This window comes from Candidatus Enterococcus leclercqii, from assembly GCF_009933135.1.
GTDB lineage: Bacteria > Bacillota > Bacilli > Lactobacillales > Enterococcaceae > Enterococcus_C > Enterococcus_C leclercqii.
The window spans coordinates 59,818-83,001 of the sequence record NZ_MAEH01000015.1 but is presented as its reverse complement, the minus strand read 5'-3'; the positions used below and the strand labels follow the sequence as shown (position 1 = coordinate 83,001).

Below are 23,184 nucleotides of genomic sequence, written 5' to 3'. Positions count from 1 at the left end.
CGAACACTACCAAATGTGAGATCCCAAAAGCCGACGACCTTCCATTAAAACTATTGGAAGATCGTCGGCTTTTCATTGCTAAAAATTTCAAATGTAGACTTTCCTTGATTTCATCAAGCTAAGTCAGTGTCATTCACTTTTTTGGGGATGTTCTCTTTTTGGACTAAGGCATAAAGAGTGTCACAAATTTTCCTCATTCATATACTTTATTGTTAATTGTGGTTAAACATAAGCTGTTTAGCACTTGGAAATTACGTATGTTACATTCCTTTTTTAGTATGGACTAATAAGCAGACTACTGAGCCTAACAAAGCCAACCGCTGCCAATGAGCTTTAAAAAAATCAGCTTGTCTTTTGCTTATGGTTCACGTTTGGTAATGGTGCCTTAAAAGAAGAGGTAAACAGAGTTATCATCTATTTTTACTGAGCAGATTTTTAGCGACTTAAGTAAAATTTGTCAACTCCGTCAACAGTCGGTTTAGCGCCGCTAGATCAGTCGTGGTCCTCAACTCATTGGCTAGGTAAAGTCGTTTGTAATCATAGTCAGTGGCAAATAACATACTGTCGGTAATTAGCAAATCATAGAAAGTCTCTCGTTTGGCATTTTCACAAATAAGCTGGAACTTACCGGAAAATACATTACGAATACGCTCTGTCACGATATTTTCTTGAAGGGGATCTACACCATAAACAACGCCGATTTTGAGGGTTCTTTCCGAAAATTTTTCCATCTGGTTAATGAAATATAAGTGGTTACGTACAATAAATAGACGGTTAGCTGGAGGCAATGGTGTTTCCAAAAAAAGTTCTATTTGAGTAGTGATGGCCTCAGCAAGTTCAAGATTGGGGCTGGCGATGGTGTTATTGATAAAATAGCTGAACAGAAATTCTTCTTCAAAGAAGGTCATGATCCCAGAAAAATGGCAGAGACTGCTGTGAATCTGGGTCAAGTAATATTTCCAACTGCGAAGGAAGTTTGAATCGATCCCAGCAAGCTCGATGCGGTAGGCTGTCTTCACTTGGTCAACTACTAAATCATTGAGCAGACGTACTTTCGGATCAAAGGTTGGCCAGTAGCTCTCTGGAGAAGCTGGCAAATCACCCGGTGAAAAGACCGACATGGAGGTGAGAAAAAGGTAAAGAAACTGTGTGAGTTTCTGATGGTTGCTAGCGATTAGTGAAGGAAGACAGTCTTTTGCCGTCTGTCCGACAATATGGTAAAGAGGATCAGTTTTGGCAGATTCTTGCCACTGTTCGACAAAAACAGGTCTATCCTCAGCGAACGGTTGACGCTGTTTCAACACTCTAATCCACAAAAAAAGTTTAATCCGATTGCTTTCAGAAAAGCGGTAATCCAGTCGCGTTTCCAACAAGTTAAGAAATGCGTAGCTTTCACGATCTACCAGTTGCAAATCTAATTGTTCAGCTGGGATTCCGCGCCAAAATAATTGAAAAAAGAAATACGCAATTTGTAATGGTTCGCCGGCCAGTTGCCGCTTTTTAATGGTGATATTGAATTCTGCCAGGCTTTGATTCAGGCGACCAATCTTACGATAGACAGCTGCTTCACTGAGAGCAAGGGTATCTGCCAAACCAAGAATTGAAAAGCGAGAGTGTTTGAAAAGATAGACGAGTAGCTGGTAATCCGCCGATCGTTGTAAATAAGCGTAATACAGTGGTCGTAAATCAGCATGATCACTCTTTTCAAAGCGTATGAGGTCTTTTTCAGGCTGTAATTGAATGGATAAAGGAATGTTATGGTTCTGAAGCTGTTCTCTCAGCCCTTCAATATTGTTTTTAAAAACGAAGCGAGAAATGGATAGTGCATCCATTATATCTTGGGAAGCTAGTTCCGGGCCGTTATCTAATAGATATTGCAGGATTGAGATTTGAATGCGATCATTCTTTTCGATTAATTGGATTAGATTCATTGGCATTCCTGCTTTCTGTTTATGGTGGTCATTGTCGGTAACCATACTCTATTTAAAATGTTACCTGTTTCCCAAGCATTTTGCTATTCTTTTAGACAAAGTTTTGAATTCTTGAAATGATCGGATATTTGGCAGCTGGACTTGTTGGCGTTAAAAAATGGAACAGTGGAATCTATTTTGAATTCATTGATTTTGGAAAATATTTGATAAAAAAAAGGGGGGAAAAGAAGCTATTCTAATATCAGATACCCGACCTCAGGGCATTACCTATGAAGCTAGTCCGTTATTTACCTTTCAGTCTCCCATTACTACTGATACCCTAACGGCTAGATGACAAGGCTGTCGGCGATTCCCCAGCTGACAGCTGTTTTTATGTTTAAGTGAGGCCGCCGCCACTGATAGAACGATTATTTTCCATAAAAATGCGTACATAAGTCAACTGAAAGCAAGCCATGAAAAAAATGGTGGGCAATGAACTAAGCATTTTAGTGAGAAAGATTTCTAGTGGGATGAGTGCTGTTTGCAAAGTCACCAACCGAGAAGATATGGATAAAAAGCAAGGAGAATCGGGCAGTTTTGGTTAACTATCAGACTTTAGCTAAGGGGGTACCTGCTTGTGAAAAAAATTGCTGATAGAAAATGGATCGTTTATGAGCTGGCACTGTGGTCTATTTATGGGGGACTGTTGCTGCTGGCGTATGTTTTGATTCAATGAAAGGCAGTTGAGAATGATATCAACTTTTTAAATCAGTAGAAGTGGAGAATAGAGTAAGAAGCCTTACAAATAGCAACCTAGTATCCAGCGTATTCAGTAAATATCTTGAGCTTAAGAATGTCTCTCTCTTTGTGAGGGGCCCCTTGTGAAATCCGCTAATACAAAAGCAAGTCTTCATAATGTAAGCATTAATAACTGTTCTCAATGCTTAAAAATCATAGCTGTCACACTATCCCGTAAGTGACGGCTGATAGAGAAATTTGGAGGAAGCAATAAATGTTCAAAGCAGTCAAACTTCAGTTGAAAAACAGAAAACCAGCAGAGCCGAAACGTCCGGAAATTATCAAAGTATCTGGTGGTGTTGCCCGAAAAGGCACAAGGGGGACAAGCCGGTGACATTGTCGTTAAGGGAGATTGTCGGTAGCCGTTTTAGCCATTTGACGGTCATATCGGCCTATCGTGATGAGAAGAGCCGAATCAAATGTCTTACACAATGTGATTGCGGAAGACAAAAAGAGTGCTTTTATACTAATTTAAAGGCGGGTCGGACCCGTAGTTGTGGACATTTGGAACGGGAATACCGTGAGAGCTGCATCGAGATGACTGGACAACAGTTCGGTGAGTTGACGGTCCTTGGAAAAACAATGCACCGCAAAGAAGGCTGCATCGTCTGGCAGTGTCGCTGCAGCTGTGGTGAGGAAATCTATGTTTCTCGGAGACAGTTAATCCGAGGCTATGTTACCGCTTGCCCACACCATAAATTAAAACAGCTAATTGGTCAGCGTTTCAATGAATTGATTGTTTTAAAATTCAGCGAGAATGGCGAAGAAGTATTCTGCAGGTGCAGCTGTGGGAAACAGCTGTGGGTTGGCAAAGGCAACTTGCTACGAGGACATACCAAAAGCTGTGGGCATTTGGCATTGGCCGACAATCTTCCCCGAGTTGACGGTGTAGTTACCTGTGCTTTGAGAAGAAAAATGCCCAAAAACAATACTAGCGGTGTCACTGGTATCAGTCAAACTCGCGACGGTAGATGGGCGGCCTATCTCACGTTTAAAGGTACTCGTCACTCATTGGGTCTCTTCGATGACAAAGAGGAAGCCGTGCGTCAACGCAAAAATGCTGAAAGAAAATACTTTGAACCCTATCTTCAAAAGGAACAATCACAAAAAGATGCCAGTTGAGTTGCTGTGGGTTTCTATAGAGTCGATGCAATAAATGAGACAGCTTAGTAGCAAAAACACTTGGATTTGACGATAAAATAGTAAGAGTCGCTGACGAAATGAACAGGCGGAAGGTTCCTGCTGTTCTTTTCATAAAAGTCGTGGTCCTGCATCAGGAGGCGAGACGTTGTAAGCAATCTGGCAAAAGAGATATGTGGGCCAAGACGTCTACCGGCTCACTGTTCACAAAAAATCCATCAATCCATCTTCCAAAAATTGGTCGCTGCTGCGCTGCTTTCATTGCCATCACTAGGATTGTCCAGTACACTGATAAAAACGAGTGAAAGGAAGTGTCTTTGTGAAAGGAACGAAATATACTGTTCGTACGGTTATCGCAGGGATTTTATTTTACTTTATTTTGTCTTTGCTATTTCCTAAGATGAATCTGTTGGTACAAATTTTGTGTGCATTCGCCTTTTTCTTTGCCATCTTGTGGTTTATCCCGGGAGTTCGAAAATTCTTCATAGGACCGCCGGATAAGTGATCGTCAAAGGATGATGAGTTTCGAGATGACCAGTTTTACTAAACACGAAAATAGGTTGCCACAAGAGAAAAAACGTTTGATTTAAAATACTTAGTAGCCTCAGCTGACGAAATTAATGGTTGGCACAAAGAAAAAGAATACCCGGAAGAACCCGTCAAAAAGGCGGCGACTTCCGGGTATTCTTTTTTGATGGTCAAATCTTAGTATTCATTTTCATCAATGCTAAGAGAAAACATATGAAATTTTCTTGGAAATAAACTATACTATAACCTGCTCATGATACATAGTCTCACGAGTATGACGTGGAGCGGGGGTAGTTTGCAGGGCTGTGGCCATAAGCTATACTGTTCTTAGCTACACGGTCAATAGAAAGGAAGTCCTGTTATGCATAGTTATCAAGAAGATGCGAAAGTTCAAAAAAATCGCTGGTGGATTTTGATTGCCGTATCCATGTTTACCTTCATGTCTACGCTGGACGGCAGCATTGTCAACATTGCACTGCCTACCATCTCAAATGACATGGGCGTGCCAATGAATCAAGCGGAATGGGTGGTATCCGTCTACCTGATGATCGTCTGTTCTTGTTTGCTGCTGTTTGGTAAAATTGGCGATAGCCGTGGGAAAATCAAAGTATTTCGGATCGGTACGCTGATCTTTGTCTTGGGCTCGCTGTTGTGTGGGTTCAATCATTCGCTAGGGTTTTTATTGTTCGCCCGGGTGGTGCAGGCCATCGGTGCCAGCATGACCATGGCTACAAATACCGGAATTATCACAGAAGTCTTCCCCATACATGAACGTGGTCGGGCATTGGGTGCCATCGGTGCGTTTGTTTCATTAGGCTCGATTGCCGGACCAGGTCTTGGCGGTGTGATTTTGTCCCAATTTTCTTGGGCGTACATTTTTTGGATCAATGTTCCAGTGGGAATCATAACGATGTTGATTGCTGAAAAATTCTTACCAAAAGATATCACCATGAGCGGCCACGCAATCGACAGAGGGGGCTTTGCTGCCATTGCGGCTACGATTATCAGCTTTTTCGGAGCAATCTTTTTGGGGCAAGAAAGTGGCTTTTTCCATCCAGTCCCCCTTGTACTGTTCGCAATTTCAGTGATTGCCTTTATCAGCTTTTTAAAAGTTGAAAAAAAAGCAGCCTTTCCATTGGTTTCTTTCGGTATTTTTAAGAACAAGATTTTTACCATGAGCTTGATTACAGCCTTGTTGATTTTTTCTTCCAATTTCTTTGTCAATGTAGTGATTCCGTTTTATCTGCAAAATGCCCGCGGGTTGAGTCCTAGCTATGCCGGACTGTTGATGATGGTCTTTCCTTTGATGATGGTCGTCGGGGCGCCTTTAAGCGGCTACCTGACCGATCGGGTTGGCCCGGAGATTTTGGTATTAGTAGGCTTGGGCTTATTGTCAGTGACCCAGGTTATGTATATGTTTTTGTCAGTAGACTCTCCTTTGTGGCTGTACATTGTCGCTACTGCTATCATGGGTGCCGGCAATGCCTTGTTCCAGTCCCCCAATAATACGATGGTTATGAGCTCGGTCACTATCGAAAATTTGGGACTGGCAGGCTCCATGAATTCCTTTGCCCGAAATTTGGGGATGGTTATCGGGATTTCGCTTTCTACGACGGTCTTATATCAAGCGATGTCTGCTAAGATGGGCCAACGAGTAACTAACTATATCGCAGATCGGCCGGATGTCTTTTTATATGGAATGAAGATTACCTTTTTAGGCAGCTTTGTTTTGTGTTTTGTTGCCTTTTTCCTGACTATCTGGCGTATCAAAAAACAAGGAGGTATTCAGAAAAATGTCTGAAAAAACTGCTGTTGAAGAATTTTTGGAAGCCAATGGAGCTGCGTATGAACGCGTGGAATTTCCCTGGACGATGGAAGACGAAGTGGCGCGTCTGAAAGCCGAGGAACTTGCTATCGACACGAGCACTATCTTTAAGACACTAGTGCTCAAAGGCAATAAGACAGGCCCTGTGATTGCTTTGGTACCATTAGATGCACGACTTGACTACAAAAAGACTGCGAAAGCCACCGGGAATCGCAAACTTGGCTTTCCACCGATGGATTACGTTTTAGAGGCTACCGGCTATGAACATGGCGCCAACACCCCTATCGGCATAAGAATGCAACATCCAGATTATGTCCAGATTTTCGATACTTCTGTCAAAAACCATCAAGAAATCTTAGTATCAGCTGGCGAAATCGGCGTCAGTGTCAGAGTCGCCGTGGATGAACTAATCGTTCTGGTAAAACCACTAGTGGCAGATATTTTGACTCAGGAGGAGGCAAAGGCATGACAGAAGATACTGCTACCAGCATGGCCAAGATTAATGCCTTTCGAGATGAACGCAACTGGCGTCCTTTCCACAATGAAAAAGACTTGGCGCTATCTATTTCGCTGGAAGCTGCTGAGCTCTTGGAGTTGTTCCAATGGAAGACTGCAAAAGAAGGAGTCGCTGATCTGGAGCGCGTCAAAGAAGAATTGGCAGACGTTCTGATCTATTCCTACATGATGGCTGACAATCTAGCCCTCGATATCGATGCCATCATCGCTGAAAAACTGGTAAAAAATGCCGTGAAATATCCGGCGCCTGCAAACAAAAAAGTCATAGAGCGTTGAAAAAGCACCTTGCTGCCAGTAGTTTCTTCACTAACTTGACAGCAAGGTGCTTTTTTGTAGCCTGCCGTAAATACTGGCTTAAAAAACTTGTGACGAGTAAGCTAATAATTACCGCAGCCCTATAAAGACCCGGTATACTGGTTATAAAAGGGGGAGAGGCAAATGACAGAACCGGTATTGCGTCCGTTGCAAGCAGACCCGGCAACTTTCATCGAGGAAATTGCACATGCCCGCAAGCAGGAGGAAGCTTGGCAGTTGACTGCGCTGTTTACTGAAGTTACCGGATTTGAACCGATTCTTTGGGGCGGTGGGATTATTGGTTTTGGAACGTATCATTACCGCTATGATTCCGGGCGCGAAGGGGATGCTCCCCTGGCAGCTTTTGCTCCCCGCAAAGTGCGGCACAGTATTTACGTAGAACCAAAATTTCCGGAAAAAGAGGAACTTCTCACACGTTTGGGGAAATATAAAGCCTCTCTTGGTTGCATCTATGTTAATAAATTAGCAGACATTGATTTAGCTGTTTTGCGGGAATTGTTGGTTGCTTCCACTGCCGAAACATTGCGAAGGTATGGCTGACAGTTAAGACACTTTTTTATTGAGCCAGCTGAAACTGGATTTATGCAGGCTTTGCTGGTCAAAGCATATCCTTTATAAAAAATAAGAAAGGTTAGTCTCCTTGGTACGTAACTGGTACAAACCAAAGAGACTAACCTTTTTAGTTACTACTGTGCTTGCCAAACCACCACTTGATCATGGGCCAAAAGAAATGGCGGCAGATAAGCTACCAGATTCGACAAAGGCAATAAATCTACGTGAATGGCAATGCCTAGTTCATTGATCAGATAGTTACGACGTTGCTGGATACGCTGCCAGAGGTGTGGGTACTCCTTTTGTAATTGGCTTTGCAGCTGTTCATCGGCCAATAAGAGACATTCTTCCGTACTTGTTCCCTGGTAACCCGCCACTGACGGAATGAGGTCTAGCTGCATCAGCATGCCGCTTTGCAGCTTCTCAGTCGATTCTTCATACACTGGGGAAGCCAACCATTCTTCATCGGCTGTCAAATGGCCAGGATTTAAATGCCAGCCATAGACGGCTTTCGGATAGACAGTCTCTACTTGTTGATACAGCTGCCCGCCGGTGATACCGATTTTAGCAGACTCTAGCCAAGCACTTACAGCTGTGAAGTATGGATAAACCATTTTTTCCAAGTAATCTACCTGTGCTTTTGGCAATTGTGTAACATTTTCTACCGCAAATCCGGTTCGACTGGATAAGCCCCCTTTGTAGCTGACTGTCAAAGAGACGGGATCACCGATACGTACTTGCTTATCAGTGGGGTAAAAATTCGCATTTTCAAAACGTTGACCAGTAGCAGCAATCGTTACAACGTTGTTCAACTGCCCTTCTTGATTTAAAAGAGCCCCTAACTGTCTCTCTGATACGCCAACTTCCAATCGAGATAAAGCCGCATACATCCCTTTGGAAGCCAGTTGGGCGCCGTACTCGTAATGGGCGATTTCATTTGGGGTATTGCAGCGGCGAGCACCACCATCACCAATCAATAAGTGTATTCCATTGCTGAGTTCAGCTGTAGCAGCAGCTTGTTGCACTGCTGCTACGATGAAATAGGGCAAATCCAACATTGGTAGAGCAGATTCGTTTTTGGTCTGTTGTGGTGCTGTAAACATTTTCCAACCCACTAAGCCTAGTTTTTTCAACTGTGAGGTAATCCCGCAAGCTTGTAAGATTTTTGTTAAATCCACTGGGCCATCCATTGGTTGGTTAGGCAATGAAAATAGCGGATAGTGGTGAAGCTCTCCTTTTAGACGAGCGTGCTTTACCATTTTGAGATTCTCGTTGCCCATAATATAATGGGCCGTTCCATCTGCATGTAAGACCAGCAATGCCTCTTCAAACCGAGGGAAAAAGCCAGTCAGATACTCAAAATTACTTCCATGTTCCTTATCCGCATAAAAAATCAATGCTTCAAATTCTGCTTGGCGCATCTGCCGCAAAACTTTTTCCAGCCGTTGCTTCATGGTCGCCTCAGTCAAGGGTACCGGCGCAATCTCGGAGAAAGCCGGTGGTGGGGCAACTTGTTTCAATTTTGGGGTCCTCATAGAAAGCCTCCTCATTTTTTTCTTATCTTAAAGATACCATGCTGTGAAAAACTTGGCGATGGTTTTTGGAGCCTGGAGGAAGAGTCCAAAGCTAAATTTTGCTCTTTTTGGTTTCGATGCAGCCGCCTATTACACCTCAGCACAACATTTTCTATATTCTGCTCTACTAGCGTATAATCAAGGGGAGGAATCGGACAAGTTTTTTTAACAATGACAGTCGAGTGAAACTGCAGTAAATTTGCTCCTTTTGTCGATATGTAACTAACCCTGCCGCAAAATAGGAGGTATATAAATGCTAATCAAAAAAGACGCGCTGCAAGAGGACTATCCGGTACTGATAGAATTGTGGCAACGGTCGGTAGCCGCGACTCACGACTTTATTTCGAGAGAAGTATTGGCAGAAATCCGTCTAGAACTGCCACGCTATTTTTTGCAAGTAGATTTGCAGATGTGGTATGACAGAGAAGAACTGATTGGCTTTTCCGGAACCCTTGATGACCGTTTGGAAATGCTGTTTTTGGATCCGACAGTCCGCAATCGAGGGCTGGGCAGCCAGATTATCAGTCGATTGAAAGATAAAGCCGGTATTCAACAAGTTTCTGTCAATGAGGCTAACCGCCAGGCTCTTCATTTTTACGAAAAAAATGGGTTTATCGTAACTGGCCGCTCTGAAGAAGACGAACAGGGCCGTCCTTATCCAGTGTTGCATCTGTCACTAAAAATGGGAGATGAAAAATGACAAGTACAGAGATAGAAGAACGACCCGCTCCTTTGCCAGACAAGGTGGTTACTAAACGACTGCACTTGCGCCATTTTCAACAAACTGAAGGGGACATAAAAGCAATTCAGAAAATCTTCGGAAACAAGGAAATCAACACTTTCTTACCTTGGTTTCCTGTGAAAAACTTCGCAGCCGCACAGCAATTTTTTGAGGAGCGAATGGTGCCGGTTTATGATGAGAAGATAGGCGCATATTACGCAGTGTGTCTAAAGGAAGATCCCTCCGGCAGGCCCATCGGTTACGTGACTGTGTCAAGCACCGATGACAGCCACGATTTGGGTTACGGCTTACTACCTCCTTGGCAAAATCAAGGATTGATAACCGAAGCCGCAGCGGCAGTTATCAAAGAAATGGCGAGTCATCACTGGCAATACGTTACGGCTACCCACGACATTAATAATCCTGCCAGCGGTCGTGTAATGGAAAAACTAGGATTGAGTTATCGTTATTCGTACAATGAACAATGGCTGCCTAAAAATAAGCGGGTGACTTTCCGTTTGTATCAAAAAAACTTTCATCAACAAGATTGGACCTATCGAGGCTATTGGAATCATTACCCAGAGCATTTTATTGAAGGGGTGTAACATTAGAGAAAAGCTAGTTTTTAATTACCTTGCATTTTATTGGAAATTATAATTTAAAGACTATAACAATGGGAATAAAGAGTGTATTGGCTAGAAGAGCGGAGAGAAATAATCTCTGCTCTTTTTTTGCGTAATCATAGTCTTCAGTCGATATCTGAAAATGAAAAAATCATCGAAACGGCTACAAGTAAACAAGAGGTCAAAGTAAAAAAACAATTGAAATAATCTATTAGGAACAAGATTAAAATCGCTGAAAGCGCTTGACAATCTACCAACAAACTTATATATTAGGATGTAAGTTAGTTTAGCGTACGAATTAACCTGTTTGTGACTTTCTTACATCTTCGGCTATGAAGCAAACGACATTTTTGATGAAAGGCGAATAACAGGTTTACCTATTTTTAATGAGATAAAGGAATCCAACACTTGGGAGAGATGTGAAATGAAAATTACCAACCCTGTATTGAAAGGCTTCAATGCTGATCCTTCGATTATCCGCGTCAAAGATACCTATTATATTGCAAACTCAACGTTTGAATGGTTCCCAGGAGTACAAATTCATGAATCTAAAGATTTAGTTCACTGGCAATTAATCACTCATCCTCTTGATCGGACTAGTCTTCTTGATATGAAAGGCAATGTAGATTCAGGTGGAATTTGGGCACCAGATCTTTCTTATGCGGATGGTCTTTTCTGGTTAATCTACACTGATGTAAAAGTAACAGAGGGGGCATTCAAAGATTGCATCAACTATTTGACCACGGCAAAAGATATTCACGGACCATGGTCTGAACCAATTAGGTTAAACGGAGTCGGATTTGATGCTTCACTATTTCACGATGATGACGGCAAAAAGTATTTATTGCAAATGGAGTGGGATCACAGAGAATACCATCACCCTTTCAATGGCATCAAACTAACGGAGTATTCAGTTGCTGAACAACGGTTACTTCCAGAAACAGCAAAAATCATTTATACCGGGACAGCTGTCAAACTAACAGAGGGTCCGCATCTCTACAAAATACGCGGACAATATTATCTTTTTGCGGCTGAGGGTGGCACAGTTTACAGTCATCAAGAGGTAGTTGCTCGCTCAAATCATCTGTATGGACCGTATGAAACGCAGCCTGAAACCTTTCTAACTGCTTTTTTCGATGGGGATAACCCGTTACAAAAATGTGGTCATGGCTCGCTGATAGAAACACCTGAAGGAGAATGGTATTTCGCACATCTGACTGGGCGACCTTGGCATCATGCGACTGAATCACATCATGATCCGAGAGGTTGGTGCACGCTAGGGCGTGAAACTGCTATTCAAAAAGTAATTTGGAACGAAGCCGGGTGGCCGATGATTGTAGGTGGTAAACAAGGCTCAGTGGAAGTTGATGCACCGAAGGGAGTTGTTTTCCAACCTTATCCAGAGGTTCAACCAATTCAAGACCATTTTGACGAGTGTACACTAAATATCAACTTTAATACTTTAAGGATTCCTTTTTCTGAAAGGATGGGATCTTTGGATGTAAACCCCGGCCACTTGAGATTAATTGGTCGTGATTCATTGAGTAGTTGTCATGAAGTCAGCTTTGTGGCGCGTAGATGGCAGGCATTTGAGTTTGAAGCTGAAACGAAGGTAGACTACCAACCATTTACTTACCAACAAATGGCAGGATTGGCTAACTACTATAACTCTAAACATTGGTCCATGATTCAAGTTACTTGGCACGAGACCCTTGGGAGGGTTATCGAGGTAACGGAGAATAACCGGGGCGTATTTACCAGCTATTTAAAAAATGACGCAATTCAAGTTCCTGAAGGAGCAAGTGTATGGTTTAAGGCAATCATCAAGCAGGACCATTATAACTATGCCTATTCATTTGATGGAATTACTTGGCAAAAATTACCAATTGATTTGGATGCAGCTGTGCTCTCGGATGATTATGTGCTGCAGACTTATGGAGGGTTCTTTACCGGTGCGTTTGTAGGTATGGTCAACATTGACTATTCAGGTTACGAATTACCGGCTGATTTTGATTATTTCAAATATGAAGAAAAGTAACAGGAGGAAGTCATGAAGCTGAATCGTGATGCATGTTGGCTAGAGACACAGGTAGCGTTGCCTGGTTTTGACAGCTTTTCAATCAACGGAAAAACTCCGGTAACGGCAGTAATCAGAGAAGAGATGCAACATTTGTTCCAAGGTATAAACGAAACGGATAAGGGAAAGCTCTCATTTGAACTCATTGAAGCACAGCAGTTGGGCAAGGAAGGCTTTCAAGTTGCTGTTTCCGATGAAGGAAAATTGAACATCCAAGCTCAAACTGAAATAGGTTTGCTTTACGGGATGTTTCAAGTTTACGAGAAATTGCGGTGTGAGGGGGGAATTTACCAAGATTTTCACAGCGTACCAGACCAAGCCCTTCGAATGATCAATCACTGGGACAATATGGATGGATCGATTGAACGAGGATATGCTGGTGACTCGATCTTTTTCAAAGATGGAAGCTTCCGTAGAGATTTCAATTTGGTCAGACAGTATGCACGGCTCTTGGCCTCTGTAGGAATCAATGGTGTAAGTATTAACAATGTAAATGTTCATCGACTAGAAACCCGCTTAATTACCGAAGAACATCTTCCAGAAGTAAAAATGATTAATGATATTTTTGCTTCATACGGAATAAAGACATTTCTGTCCATCAATTTTGCCGCTCCGAAAAAGATTGGTGGCTTGGATACAGCCGATCCGCTGGACAGTGGTGTAGTCGCATTTTGGAAAGAAACAGTGGCAAACATCTATCGTGTGATACCAGACTTTGGTGGTTTTGTTGTGAAAGCTGATTCTGAAGGAGAGCCTGGCCCCTTTGCCTATGGACGAGGACATGACGATGGCGCCAATCTTTTCGGCAGTATACTGAAAGAATATGGGGGATTGTGCATTTGGCGCTGCTTTGTTTATAACTGTGCTCAAGACTGGCGAGACCGCAGCATCGACCGCGCTCGTGCGGCATACGACCACTTCTTGCCGTTAGACGGTAAATTTGAAGATAATGTGGTTCTTCAGATCAAACTAGGACCGCTAGATTTTCAAGTAAGAGAGCCAATCTCACCACTGTTCGGTGCTTTACGAAATACGAATCAGATTATTGAATTTCAGCTGACGCAGGAGTATACCGGTCAGCAAAAAGCTATTTATTACCAAGTGCCTGTCTGGAAAGAAGCGCTTGACTTTGATACTCACCATGACTACGAGCCTAGTGTAGTGAAACAATTGATAAAGGCTAACTCACCAGTACCAGAATATTCCGGGATCTGTGCTGTTGGTGTCGTAGGGATGGACCGTAACTGGACGCATCACAAACTAATGCAGAGTAATCTTTACTCTTATGGATGGTTAGCTTGGAATAATCAGCTGACTAGTGAGTTGTTAGCCAAGCGATGGACCCAGTTGACATTTACTTCCAGCAGTCAAAAAGCACAAGAGAAGATTAGTGAACTCTTAGGGACTTCTCGCGAAACCTATGCACTGTATAACGCACCCAATGGCGTAGGTTTCATGTGCCGTCCGAATCACCATTATGGACCGGATATCGATGGTTACGAATACGACCGCTGGGGAACATATCATTTTGCAGACCGAAATGGGATCGGAAATGATCGTACTACTCAGGGAACCGGTTTTGTTGAACAATATGCACCTGCTCGTTGCCACGAGTTTAACGAGCTGACGACTTGCCCGGATGAATTGCTACTGTGGTTCCATCATGTAGGGTACGAACACCGACTAAAAAATGGTAAAACGCTGATTCAGGATATTTATGACAATCATTTTGAAGGAGTCGAACGAGTTGAAGCCTATCAAAAGACTTGGTCGGAACTGAAAAATGAAATTGCACCGGCAGATTTTAAAAATGTAGAAGAACTTTTGAAGGAACAACACCGCATGGCTATTGAGTGGCGAGATCAGATCAATACTTACTTCTACCGAAAATCCGGGATTGCCGACAATCAGGGACGTAAGATTTATGCATAAGCCAGTGCAAGAGGAATGGACGGATTTTTGGAGCGGCTGCCAGCAGGATTATCGCTCGTGGCCTTCGAAAATTTGGCAAGATCAACAACTGATTACATTGAAATTGTCAGTAGATACCGAACAGATCAGGATTCGTTTTTCAAATCGTTTCGGTGTAGAGCCAATTCACTTTCAATCTGTGCTGCTCTCTGTGCTTCTACCGAGTACAGGTGAAGTAGCGAAAGTGCCGGTTCTGATTGATGGAAAAGTAGAGATTAAAATTTGTCCCGGTTATCAACTTATCAGCGATCCTGTTGAAATAAAGATAGCAGCAGATACTGTCATAAGAATTGAGACAAAACTTGCTGAACCGGTGGCCCTTACCAGTGGACTGGTTATGTATTCTCGTCAAATCGCGAAGGTTTCAAACATTAGTAAGGAAAAAGAAGTTTCGCAAAAACACTTGTTTCGCATGGTAGCAGAAAATCCCAAAATGCAATTCATTTATGGGGTTGCAGGCATTGATTTGCCGCAAAAGATTGTGAAAAAGAAAGTCGTTTTCTTTGGAGATTCTCTAGTTCAGCAAGGGTTTATTACAGATGGCCTACAACTACGTATACCAAAAGATGACTATCTAAACATAGCTTTAGTAAATCGTGGGATCGGGGGTAGTCGGATTTTAACAGCATCCGATCCAAATATAGATCCATATGAGCGGCATGGTCGTTCTGGGTTGGAACGCTTCGAGACCGATACTTTCTCCACCGGCGCAGTGGACAGTGTGATCGTGTTGCATGGAATCAACGATATTCTCACGGCATATAATGATTCTGGAAAAGAACATTTTTCATTGGAAAATGTAATCTTTGGATTGAAACAATATGTAAAACTTGCTCATAGCCATGGAGCAGCTTGTCAGCTATGTACGTTAATGCCCTTTGGACGATCAATTTTTTACTCTGACAAATTGGAGACCTTGCGACAGTCTGTCAACGAGTGGATTCGAACAGAAAAATTTGCAGATGGATATTTTGATTTAGACCTGGCAGTGGCACAAGCGGGTAACCCGCAAAATTTGGATTTACGTTTTGACTCTGGAGATGGTATTCATTTGAACATGTCCGGTGGCCAAAAAGTAGCCGCCGCAATAGATATAGATAAACTACAGCAGTAGGGTGGATCAGAAGGGAGCAGATAAGAATGAAAAATGAAAAAATGGGGTATGTTTACATATTGCCCTGGATTATTGGTTTTTGTCTATTAACGATTTGGCCGTTTGTCAGTTCTTTGTACTATAGCTTTACCGATTACAACATGATTGCTGAACCAAGTATTGTAGGAATACAAAATTACTTGAAACTATTTAGTGATCAGGAATTTGTGAATTCGCTGATTGCAACATTGAAGTATACAGCAATCACGGTGCCGGTTCAGCTTGCGTTTGCATTGTTCATCGCCTTCATTTTGAACTTTAAGTTGAAAGCGATTAACTTGTATCGGACAGCGTATTATATTCCCTCACTTTTAGGGGGGAACGTGGCGATTGCGATCCTTTGGCGATTCATGTTTCAACCAGACGGCTTTATCAATACATTTTTGGAAACATTCGGGATTTCACCAGTTTCTTGGTTATCTACCCCAGGAGGTGCGATGGCAGTTATCGTCTTGCTGAAAGTTTGGCAGTTCGGTTCCTCAATGTTGCTGTTTTTGGCAGCACTTAAAGAAATTCCGCAAGACTATTACGAAGCAGCATCGATTGATGGAGCAAGTAAATTTAGAACCTTCTTCAGTATTACTGTTCCGTTGATTACACCGACGATTTTCTTCAATTTAATAATGCAGTTGAACAATGCATTACAAGAATTCAACGGTCCTTATCTGGTTACAGGGAAAGGCCCACTAAACTCGACTTACCTGACATCGATGTTCATTTACGATAAAGCTTTTAAATCCTTCGAAATGGGCTATGCCAGTGCAGCGTCATGGGTGCTCTTCTTGCTTATTGTAATTGTTACGCTAGTGGTATTTGGTTCTCAAAAACGTTGGGTATATTACTCTGACGGAGGTGGTAAATGATGGAAAGTAAGATTCAATATAGCCCTCGACAAAAAGCTGAGCGGCGTAAACGACGGTTGTCCTCCGCAGTTCGCTATCTGGTTTTGACAATCGTCGCAGTGGTTATGATTTATCCAATTCTATGGCTAGTGGGTGCATCATTCAAAACCAATACGGAGATTTTCACAGAAATTGGTTTTATTCCAAAACGAATTGATTTCACTCCGTATATTGAAGGCTGGCGAACGAGAACTGAGTACACGTTTACAACCTATTTTGCCAATACCTTCAAAATCGTTATTCCAAAGATTATTTTCTGTCTGATTTCTTCAACCTTGACTGCATATGGATTTGCACGATTCAATTTTAAGTTTAAAAATGTCCTTTTCGCACTGTTGATGGCAACCATGTTTTTACCAGCGGTGGTTACCCGGATTCCCCTGTATATCTTTTGGAAACAATTTAACATGCTGGATACCTACATTCCGTTGATTGCCCCGACAGTCTTTGCTCAAGAACCATTCTTTGTTTTTATGCTGATTCAATTTTTACGATCAATTCCGAAAGATTTAGACGAGGCAGCAACTATCGATGGTTGTAACTCATTCCAAATTCTCTGGAGAATCTTGTTGCCACAATTGAAGCCGGCATTAATTTCATGTATCATTTTCCAATTTGTATGGAGTTTCAATGACTTCTTAGGTCCGTTGATCTATATTTCATCTGTTGACAAATACCCAGTAGCTTTGGCATTGAAGATGAGTATTGATACTTCCTCTGGTGTAGTGGAGTGGAATCAGATTTTGGCCATGTCTTTAATTTCATTGCTACCAGCGTTGATCTTGTTTTTCAGTGCTCAAAAATATTTTGTTGAAGGTGTCACTTCTTCCGGTATCAAAGGATAAAGAAAAGGTGAGTTTATGAAATCAGTTATGGATAACATCACAAAATGGACAGTGAATGGGGTAACAGGGTTCTATCATATTTTGATTGCGAACACTTACTTTATCTTGTCAAATCTGTTAGGTCTGTTGACACTGCTTTTGTTTCAGATGACAATCAATAATTTGGTGTTATTTGTTCTTCCACTTTTTCTGCTGCTGCAAAGTATTCTGATGCAGTTTCAGATTATGCCCGAATTAGAGAGCTATTCACTTAAGCGATATATGAAAATGTACCCACGAGTTTTGAGGAAAAATTGGCAAGTACTGGCGATAGCTACTGCGGCGATCTTATTAATCATAGCGGATATTCATATCCTGACTACGTTTCAAGATACCCAATTTTTAATTGCCGGTTTGTTGATTACGTCTTTCTTCTTAATTAACTGTATTTTGTTTGTACTTTTGATTCAAACGAGGAAAGAAGCTGAGGAGTTATCGCTAGCCAAAAAGATTCAATCTGGACTATTGCTGAGTTACCGTTTGCCATTAGTTACTCTTTTGAATATGTTTTATATCGGAATTGCATGTTTATCGATCCAATTTGTTGCTGTTTATTATGTTGTGTTTATAGGCGGATTTTTGAACCTGCTTATATGGAAAAATCTTCAAAGAAGATTTTCCTTAGCATTATATTTTGAACAGATTACTGTTCAAAATAAAAAATGAAAGAAAAGAGGAAGAGAACATGAAAAAATGGAAAAAGATTGGGATTACTTTGTTGACAGCTTTGACGATGACTGGTGCATTGACTGCTTGTGGATCCGCTAAAAAAGACAATGCATCCTCCGATGGTGACGTTACTTTACGCTTTTGGTGGTGGGGAAATGATGATCGCCACCAAGCAACTTTGAATATGATTAAAAACTTCGAAAAAGAAAACCCAGATACAAAGATCAAAGCAGAGTATGTGGGATTCGGATCTTTGGAAGAAAAAGTAACAACGATGCTTACTGGCGGAGAAGCGACCACTCCGGATATCATCCAATTGGATCGTGCGCAAGTGGCTCGCTTCTCTCCGGATGGGGATGGTTTTTATGATTTAAGCAAGATTAAAGAAATCGATCTGTCTACTTATGACGAAGAATTTTTGAAAACTGGTCAATTTAACGGTGTTCAAAACGGGATTCCTCTGGGGAAAAATGTAGTTTCTGTCTTGTTTAATAAAACTGCTTTTGACAAATTGGGGGTAGAAATTCCTAAGACTTGGGATGAATTAAAAGAAGCCGCTGCGAAGTTCCCTGACGGATCATATCCGCTAGTGTTACCAACACCACGCTTTGGAACCGGTATTTATTTGCAACAGATGACTGGTGAAACCGAGTTCGACGAAAAAGGAAATATGAATTACAACAAAGAAGACTATAAAGCCGCTTTGAAATGGTACATGGAAATGGTGGATGCCGGTGCCTTTAATTCACGAAAAGATTACCTGGAAAATGTCGGAACTGAACCTGTTTCATTGGCACAAAATGCCAAGTTTATCAAGGGCGAATACGCTGGTGTGCTGGAGTGGACTGGTGGAATTGCTGGGAACGAGCAAGCATTAAAAGATGCAGATCAGGAATTAATCGTGGCAGATATGTTGAAAAATGACGATGCCAAAGGTGCCTTTTCAATTGCAAAACCAACATTTTTATTAGCAATAAGCAAATTTGAAAAAAATCCAGAACAAGCTGGAAAATTCGTCAATGATTTTATCAATGGTAAAGAAGCCAATGAGATTCTTGGTGTTACACGCGGGGTACCAGCTTCTAAAGATGCGGCACAGACTTTGATTGATGCAGATATGATCCAAGGGGCTGTCAAACAAGGCTATGAATACTCTCAAAACGTTGAATCATTGAATGAAACTGTCTTTTATGAAGATGCAACATTGCAAACGATTTTATCAGATGCTTTGGAAAATATGGAGCTGAATGGTTTGTCTTTAGACGATGCAACTGATTATGTTTACACCAAGACACAAGAACAAGCTGAAAAACTTAAATCCACTTATAAGCTGAACTGATTTTGCAAGTCTTCTGAGGCTAGACTTAATAAGGGGAGCAGTGACTAAGAAAATCCCCCGGCAATTGTAGTTTGCCGGGGGATTTTACAAATTAGGGTTGCTTACTTCTACTGCACATAGTATTTGAGTTAACATCCATAGATCATAAAATAGCAGAAGGATGATTTGGTACTTTAAATGAGAAAGGACTTTATACATGAAAAGACTTTTTTTAGACGGTTGGTTATTTCAAGAGCGAGAGTTGCAGCAAGATTTTTCTTTTACTGAAATGGTGGTAAATGAAGGTTATCAACGTGTTGAAATGCCTCATGACTGGTTGATTTATGACGTAAACAATCTGTACCGTGCTAGTGAAGGCTGGTATAAAAAAGAGTTCATTTTGACTAAACAGTCGGAGCGTGTCTATTATTTAGAATTTGACGGCATTTATATGGAAGCAGAAGTCTACTTGAATAATCAAAAAATTGGGGAGTGGAAATATGGGTACACCCCACTCATTTTACCGTTAGGAAATCTGATCAGCGGATTAAATACCCTCTATGTCAGAGTAAAACATGATTCGCCTAATTCTCGTTGGTATTCTGGTGCAGGAATCTATCGGAATGTTTGGTTTCACGAGGTGCCGCAACTTCATGTGCCGCCTGAAGGCCAATATCTTCATAGTGAGCGAGTAACCCCTGAATCGGATACTTGGCAATTGACGGTACAGACTACACTCAGACAGCAGGAGGTAAGCTATCTACCTGGCTCGGCAGCTTTACGAATTGAATTGTATAAAGAAGGCAAGGTAGTCGCTGAAGAAACGAGACAGTTAACCCTTACTGATAGAGAGCAAACGGTTCACCAACAATTATCGGTGACTAATCCCCTTCTTTGGTCACCAAAAGAACCGCAACTCTACGAACTTCGCACAACTTTAGCAGAGGATGCAGCATTTTTCGGGAAATCTGCGACAGATTGTGTATTGCAGACGCTAGACCAGAAAACAGGCTTTCGCGAGATTCGTTTTGATTCTGATGACGGATTATTTCTAAATGGGCAGCATATGAAAATTCGAGGAGTGTGCCAACACCATGACCAAGGCGCGTTGGGTGCAGTGGCCAATGAGGCTGCAATCCGCCGACAATTGATAATTCTAAAGTCTATGGGTGTCAATGCTATTCGAACGGCGCACAATCCTTTTTCTCGCGAGTTTTACCAGCTAGCAGACGAGATGGGATTCTTGGTACAGTCAGAGTTTACCGATATTTGGTTGCATCCTAAGAATCAGAAGGACTATAGCCGTTTCTTCGATGAGTGGGCGGAGCTGGATGTCGCAGCATGGATTAAACGAGATCGCAATCATCCTAGCGTATTTATGTGGAGTATTGGTAACGAAATTTATGATACACATGGGCGTGAGGATGGTCTGATTACAACGAAACGACTGATTCGCTTGGTAAAAAAATATGATCCGCTTCATAATGCTTACATTACCTTCGGATCTAACTATCTACTTTGGGAAAACAGTCAAAAGGCAGCGAACTTGCTTGAAGCAGTCGGCTACAATTATGCAGAAAAGATTTATGCTACACATCATGAACGATATCCAGACTGGGTAATTTATGGAAGCGAGACATGCTCGGTAGTACAAAGTCGAGGCGTATATCACTTTCCGCTGTCACAAAGCATGTTGGCAGATGATGATTATCAATGCTCAGCGTTGGGGAATAGTCGAACCAGTTGGGGAGCTGATAGCGTAGAACGCTGTATACTAGACGATCGTGACACTCCGTACTCACTGGGACAATTCATTTGGGCGGGATTTGATTATATTGGTGAGCCGACTCCTTATGATACTAAAAATTCTTACTTGGGACAGATCGATACCGCGGGTTTTCCTAAAGACGCATATTATACTTTTCAAGCCGCTTGGACAGATTATAAAGAGGCTCCAATGATCCATCTGTTTCCATACTGGGATTTTACGAAAGGGCAGCTTATTGATGTGCGAGTCTGCAGTAATGCACCTGAAATTGAGCTGTTTTTTGATGGAAAATCGCTGGGAAAACGACAAAATGACCCACTTCATGGGGAGCGTTTATTACATGATTGGCAACTTGAATACCGACCCGGACAATTGAAGGCAGTCGCTTACGATTATGAGGGGGATATCATCGCACAAGACTGGGAAGAAACATTTCATGATGCCTACGCTTTACAGATGAAACCAGATAAGACATGGCTAATGGGAGACGGCCGTGACCTATGTTTTATTGAAATCAATGCAAGTGACAAAACGGGAAGACTGGTCAAAAATGCTAATAATGAAGTGACTGTTGAAGTTCAAGGTGCGGGCCGTTTAGTCGGGCTGGATAATGGGGATAGCACTGATTTTACCGCCTATAAAGGTAGTCGTAAGCGAATGTTTAGAGGAAAGTTGCTGGCAATCATTGCTCCCTATGACAAAACTGGAAACATCAGCATTACTGTTCGAAGTGTAGGTTTGAGTGAGGCACAGATAGATTTGACTGTCAAAAAAGCAGTCATTCAGGAGGGCGCAAACGACTACTTCACTGAATTACTGACCCAAACCTTGCCAAGCTTAGAGAAGGTTCCAGTACGTAAGATCCTTTTAGATAAAGCAGAACGTATTGATGGCACCTATCTCATTACTGCTGAATGTCTACCAAAAGCTGCACAAAAGCCGCAGCTCTTTTGGCGACTGACGGATGAAAAGGGAATTGATAGCGATATTGGAAAAGTAATCGAGCAAGAGGACGGGCTAATCGTCAAGCCACAAGCTAATGGAACTGCAATTGTTCGATGTGGCGTAAAAAATGGCAAAAAGCATCTTGATTTTTATGAGACGTTGCCATTGGCTTTTTCTGGTCTGAAGGATAGTAAACTCAATCCCTATAAACCAATTTCTGGTGGACGTTATACTCGCAGTAATGTACAGCTCACAAATGGTAATGAGCGAGGTATCGCAACTTTACGGGATGGAACTAGCTGGGTAGTTTTTGATGATATTGACTTCGGCAAACGAGGTGCGAATCAGATGACGCTCTCCTTATTCCCTTTGGAACCGAATCCTTTTGAAATTGAGATATATCAAGGCTATCCGACTGATTCGGACAGTCAACTTATGACAACCGTGATTTATGATAGAGGGTCTGTTTGGAACACGTATCAAGAGCAAACCTACCAACTACCTAATCGCCTTTCAGGAGTTCAAACAATGACCTTTTCTTTCAAGCAGAAAGTTCATTTCAAAGAATTTGTTTTTGAACCATATGAGCGAAGCTTTGAAAAAGTCTCTGTTTTGGAAAATGATGGGATTTATGGAGACAGCTTTGTAATCAGTGAACGGGCTATTGAACAGATTGGGAATAATGTGACGCTGACTTTTACAGATTTTAACTTTGGTGAGAGTGGGGCATCAGCGATAGAAATCCGTGGTGAGGCACCGAAAAATGATAATTCAATCCAAATCAAAGTAAGTTCTGCTGAGGGAACGGAACGCTATTTATTGGATTTTCCTGCTGGCAGTCTATCTCAAGTGAGGAGCTTGGCCTTTGAACATTTACTAAAAGGCAAACAGACAGTCGAATTCATTTTTTTACCAGGCTCATTCTTTAATTTTGAATGGTTCCGATTTATGCCAACGGATGTCGCTATGAAAAAACATGCCGATGTTTAGTGAGT

General features: G+C 41.9%; 19 protein-coding genes. 17 read left to right on the top strand and 2 right to left on the bottom strand.

The window, feature by feature from the left end; genetic code table 11:
* Positions 1 to 443: 443 nt before the first annotated feature.
* Positions 444 to 1,931, bottom strand: coding sequence for a helix-turn-helix domain-containing protein (locus BAU14_RS09960; RefSeq protein WP_161899955.1), 1,488 nt, complete (start codon positions 1,929 to 1,931; stop codon positions 444 to 446).
* A gap of 452 nt (positions 1,932 to 2,383) precedes the next feature.
* On the opposite strand from BAU14_RS09960, the gene BAU14_RS14435 reads away from it, so the two are divergent.
* The 7 genes from BAU14_RS14435 to BAU14_RS09930 all read left to right on the top strand — a co-directional run bounded on the left by BAU14_RS14435 (position 2,384) and on the right by BAU14_RS09930 (position 7,572).
* Positions 2,384 to 2,515: a hypothetical protein gene (locus tag BAU14_RS14435; protein WP_272927980.1), complete on the top strand. Its 132-nt coding sequence runs from the start codon at positions 2,384 to 2,386 to the stop codon at positions 2,513 to 2,515.
* A 730-nt stretch (positions 2,516 to 3,245) separates the two neighbouring features.
* Positions 3,246 to 3,830 carry a hypothetical protein gene (locus BAU14_RS09955; protein ID WP_161900041.1) on the top strand — a complete coding sequence of 195 codons (585 nt, stop codon included), beginning with the start codon at positions 3,246 to 3,248 and terminating at the stop codon, positions 3,828 to 3,830.
* A gap of 337 nt (positions 3,831 to 4,167) precedes the next feature.
* Positions 4,168 to 4,353: a hypothetical protein gene (locus BAU14_RS09950; RefSeq protein WP_161899954.1), complete on the top strand. Its 186-nt coding sequence runs from the start codon at positions 4,168 to 4,170 to the stop codon at positions 4,351 to 4,353.
* 384 nt (positions 4,354 to 4,737) lie between these two features.
* Complete coding sequence (locus tag BAU14_RS09945; RefSeq protein WP_161899953.1) at positions 4,738 to 6,177, top strand: MFS transporter; 1,440 nt, start codon at positions 4,738 to 4,740, stop codon at positions 6,175 to 6,177.
* Positions 6,170 to 6,670, top strand: a complete 501-nt coding sequence (locus BAU14_RS09940; RefSeq protein ID WP_237580445.1) for a YbaK/EbsC family protein — start codon at positions 6,170 to 6,172, stop codon at positions 6,668 to 6,670. The genes BAU14_RS09945 and BAU14_RS09940 overlap by 8 nt, the downstream gene beginning before the upstream one ends.
* The gene (locus tag BAU14_RS09935) at positions 6,667 to 6,993 is read left to right on the top strand and encodes a nucleotide pyrophosphohydrolase (RefSeq protein ID WP_161899952.1); all 327 of its coding nucleotides are present in this window, start codon (positions 6,667 to 6,669) and stop codon (positions 6,991 to 6,993) included. The genes BAU14_RS09940 and BAU14_RS09935 overlap by 4 nt, the downstream gene beginning before the upstream one ends.
* 162 nt (positions 6,994 to 7,155) lie before the next feature.
* Positions 7,156 to 7,572: a DUF1801 domain-containing protein gene (locus BAU14_RS09930; RefSeq protein ID WP_161899951.1), complete on the top strand. Its 417-nt coding sequence runs from the start codon at positions 7,156 to 7,158 to the stop codon at positions 7,570 to 7,572.
* A gap of 146 nt (positions 7,573 to 7,718) precedes the next feature.
* On the opposite strand, the gene BAU14_RS09925 is transcribed toward BAU14_RS09930, so the two are convergent.
* Positions 7,719 to 9,119 carry a M24 family metallopeptidase gene (locus tag BAU14_RS09925; protein ID WP_161899950.1) on the bottom strand — a complete coding sequence of 467 codons (1,401 nt, stop codon included), beginning with the start codon at positions 9,117 to 9,119 and terminating at the stop codon, positions 7,719 to 7,721.
* Between the two features lie 292 nt (positions 9,120 to 9,411).
* On the opposite strand from BAU14_RS09925, the gene BAU14_RS09920 reads away from it, so the two are divergent.
* From BAU14_RS09920 to BAU14_RS09875, 10 genes are all read left to right on the top strand, one after another.
* The gene (locus tag BAU14_RS09920; protein ID WP_161899949.1) at positions 9,412 to 9,858 is read left to right on the top strand and encodes a GNAT family N-acetyltransferase; all 447 of its coding nucleotides are present in this window, start codon (positions 9,412 to 9,414) and stop codon (positions 9,856 to 9,858) included.
* Positions 9,855 to 10,484, top strand: a complete 630-nt coding sequence (locus BAU14_RS09915; RefSeq protein WP_161899948.1) for a GNAT family N-acetyltransferase — start codon at positions 9,855 to 9,857, stop codon at positions 10,482 to 10,484. Before BAU14_RS09920 ends, BAU14_RS09915 begins: the two co-directional genes overlap by 4 nt.
* A 442-nt stretch (positions 10,485 to 10,926) precedes the next feature.
* Positions 10,927 to 12,540: a glycoside hydrolase family 43 protein gene (locus tag BAU14_RS09910; RefSeq protein ID WP_161899947.1), complete on the top strand. Its 1,614-nt coding sequence runs from the start codon at positions 10,927 to 10,929 to the stop codon at positions 12,538 to 12,540.
* Between the two features lie 12 nt (positions 12,541 to 12,552).
* On the top strand, positions 12,553 to 14,511 hold the full coding sequence (locus tag BAU14_RS09905; RefSeq protein WP_161899946.1) for an alpha-glucuronidase: 1,959 nt from the start codon (positions 12,553 to 12,555) through the stop codon (positions 14,509 to 14,511).
* Positions 14,504 to 15,664, top strand: coding sequence for a GDSL-type esterase/lipase family protein (locus tag BAU14_RS09900; RefSeq protein ID WP_161899945.1), 1,161 nt, complete (start codon positions 14,504 to 14,506; stop codon positions 15,662 to 15,664). Before BAU14_RS09905 ends, BAU14_RS09900 begins: the two co-directional genes overlap by 8 nt.
* A gap of 26 nt (positions 15,665 to 15,690) precedes the next feature.
* Positions 15,691 to 16,566, top strand: a complete 876-nt coding sequence (locus BAU14_RS09895; protein WP_161899944.1) for a carbohydrate ABC transporter permease — start codon at positions 15,691 to 15,693, stop codon at positions 16,564 to 16,566.
* Complete coding sequence (locus tag BAU14_RS09890; protein WP_161900039.1) at positions 16,566 to 17,450, top strand: carbohydrate ABC transporter permease; 885 nt, start codon at positions 16,566 to 16,568, stop codon at positions 17,448 to 17,450. The genes BAU14_RS09895 and BAU14_RS09890 overlap by 1 nt, the downstream gene beginning before the upstream one ends.
* Before the next feature lie 15 nt (positions 17,451 to 17,465).
* Entirely contained in the window at positions 17,466 to 18,155 is a 690-nt protein-coding gene (locus BAU14_RS09885; protein ID WP_161899943.1) for a hypothetical protein, read from the top strand.
* Positions 18,156 to 18,174: 19 nt separating this feature from the next.
* Entirely contained in the window at positions 18,175 to 19,497 is a 1,323-nt protein-coding gene (locus BAU14_RS09880) for an ABC transporter substrate-binding protein (protein ID WP_161899942.1), read from the top strand.
* A 196-nt stretch (positions 19,498 to 19,693) separates the two neighbouring features.
* A complete protein-coding gene (locus tag BAU14_RS09875) occupies positions 19,694 to 23,179 on the top strand; it encodes a glycoside hydrolase family 2 TIM barrel-domain containing protein (RefSeq protein WP_161899941.1) in 3,486 nt (1,161 codons plus the stop codon).
* Positions 23,180 to 23,184 lie beyond the last annotated feature (5 nt).

Excerpts from the sequence above, each read along its gene's own strand:
- BAU14_RS09955 (WP_161900041.1), top strand. The coding sequence starts at position 3,246 with ATGACTGGACAACAGTTCGGTGAGTTGACGGTCCTTGGAAAAACAATG.
- BAU14_RS09880 (WP_161899942.1), top strand. The coding sequence starts at position 18,175 with ATGAAAAAATGGAAAAAGATTGGGATTACTTTGTTGACAGCTTTGACG.
- BAU14_RS09875 (WP_161899941.1), top strand. The coding sequence starts at position 19,694 with ATGAAAAGACTTTTTTTAGACGGTTGGTTATTTCAAGAGCGAGAGTTG.
- BAU14_RS09960 (WP_161899955.1), bottom strand. The coding sequence starts at position 1,931 with ATGAATCTAATCCAATTAATCGAAAAGAATGATCGCATTCAAATCTCA.
- BAU14_RS09910 (WP_161899947.1), top strand. The coding sequence starts at position 10,927 with ATGAAAATTACCAACCCTGTATTGAAAGGCTTCAATGCTGATCCTTCG.
- BAU14_RS09905 (WP_161899946.1), top strand. The coding sequence starts at position 12,553 with ATGAAGCTGAATCGTGATGCATGTTGGCTAGAGACACAGGTAGCGTTG.
- BAU14_RS14435 (WP_272927980.1), top strand. The coding sequence starts at position 2,384 with ATGAAAAAAATGGTGGGCAATGAACTAAGCATTTTAGTGAGAAAGATT.
- BAU14_RS09945 (WP_161899953.1), top strand. The coding sequence starts at position 4,738 with ATGCATAGTTATCAAGAAGATGCGAAAGTTCAAAAAAATCGCTGGTGG.
- BAU14_RS09915 (WP_161899948.1), top strand. The coding sequence starts at position 9,855 with ATGACAAGTACAGAGATAGAAGAACGACCCGCTCCTTTGCCAGACAAG.
- BAU14_RS09900 (WP_161899945.1), top strand. The coding sequence starts at position 14,504 with ATGCATAAGCCAGTGCAAGAGGAATGGACGGATTTTTGGAGCGGCTGC.
- BAU14_RS09885 (WP_161899943.1), top strand. The coding sequence starts at position 17,466 with ATGAAATCAGTTATGGATAACATCACAAAATGGACAGTGAATGGGGTA.
- BAU14_RS09925 (WP_161899950.1), bottom strand. The coding sequence starts at position 9,119 with ATGAGGACCCCAAAATTGAAACAAGTTGCCCCACCACCGGCTTTCTCC.
- BAU14_RS09940 (WP_237580445.1), top strand. The coding sequence starts at position 6,170 with ATGTCTGAAAAAACTGCTGTTGAAGAATTTTTGGAAGCCAATGGAGCT.
- BAU14_RS09930 (WP_161899951.1), top strand. The coding sequence starts at position 7,156 with ATGACAGAACCGGTATTGCGTCCGTTGCAAGCAGACCCGGCAACTTTC.
- BAU14_RS09890 (WP_161900039.1), top strand. The coding sequence starts at position 16,566 with ATGGAAAGTAAGATTCAATATAGCCCTCGACAAAAAGCTGAGCGGCGT.
- BAU14_RS09895 (WP_161899944.1), top strand. The coding sequence starts at position 15,691 with ATGAAAAATGAAAAAATGGGGTATGTTTACATATTGCCCTGGATTATT.
- BAU14_RS09920 (WP_161899949.1), top strand. The coding sequence starts at position 9,412 with ATGCTAATCAAAAAAGACGCGCTGCAAGAGGACTATCCGGTACTGATA.
- BAU14_RS09935 (WP_161899952.1), top strand. The coding sequence starts at position 6,667 with ATGACAGAAGATACTGCTACCAGCATGGCCAAGATTAATGCCTTTCGA.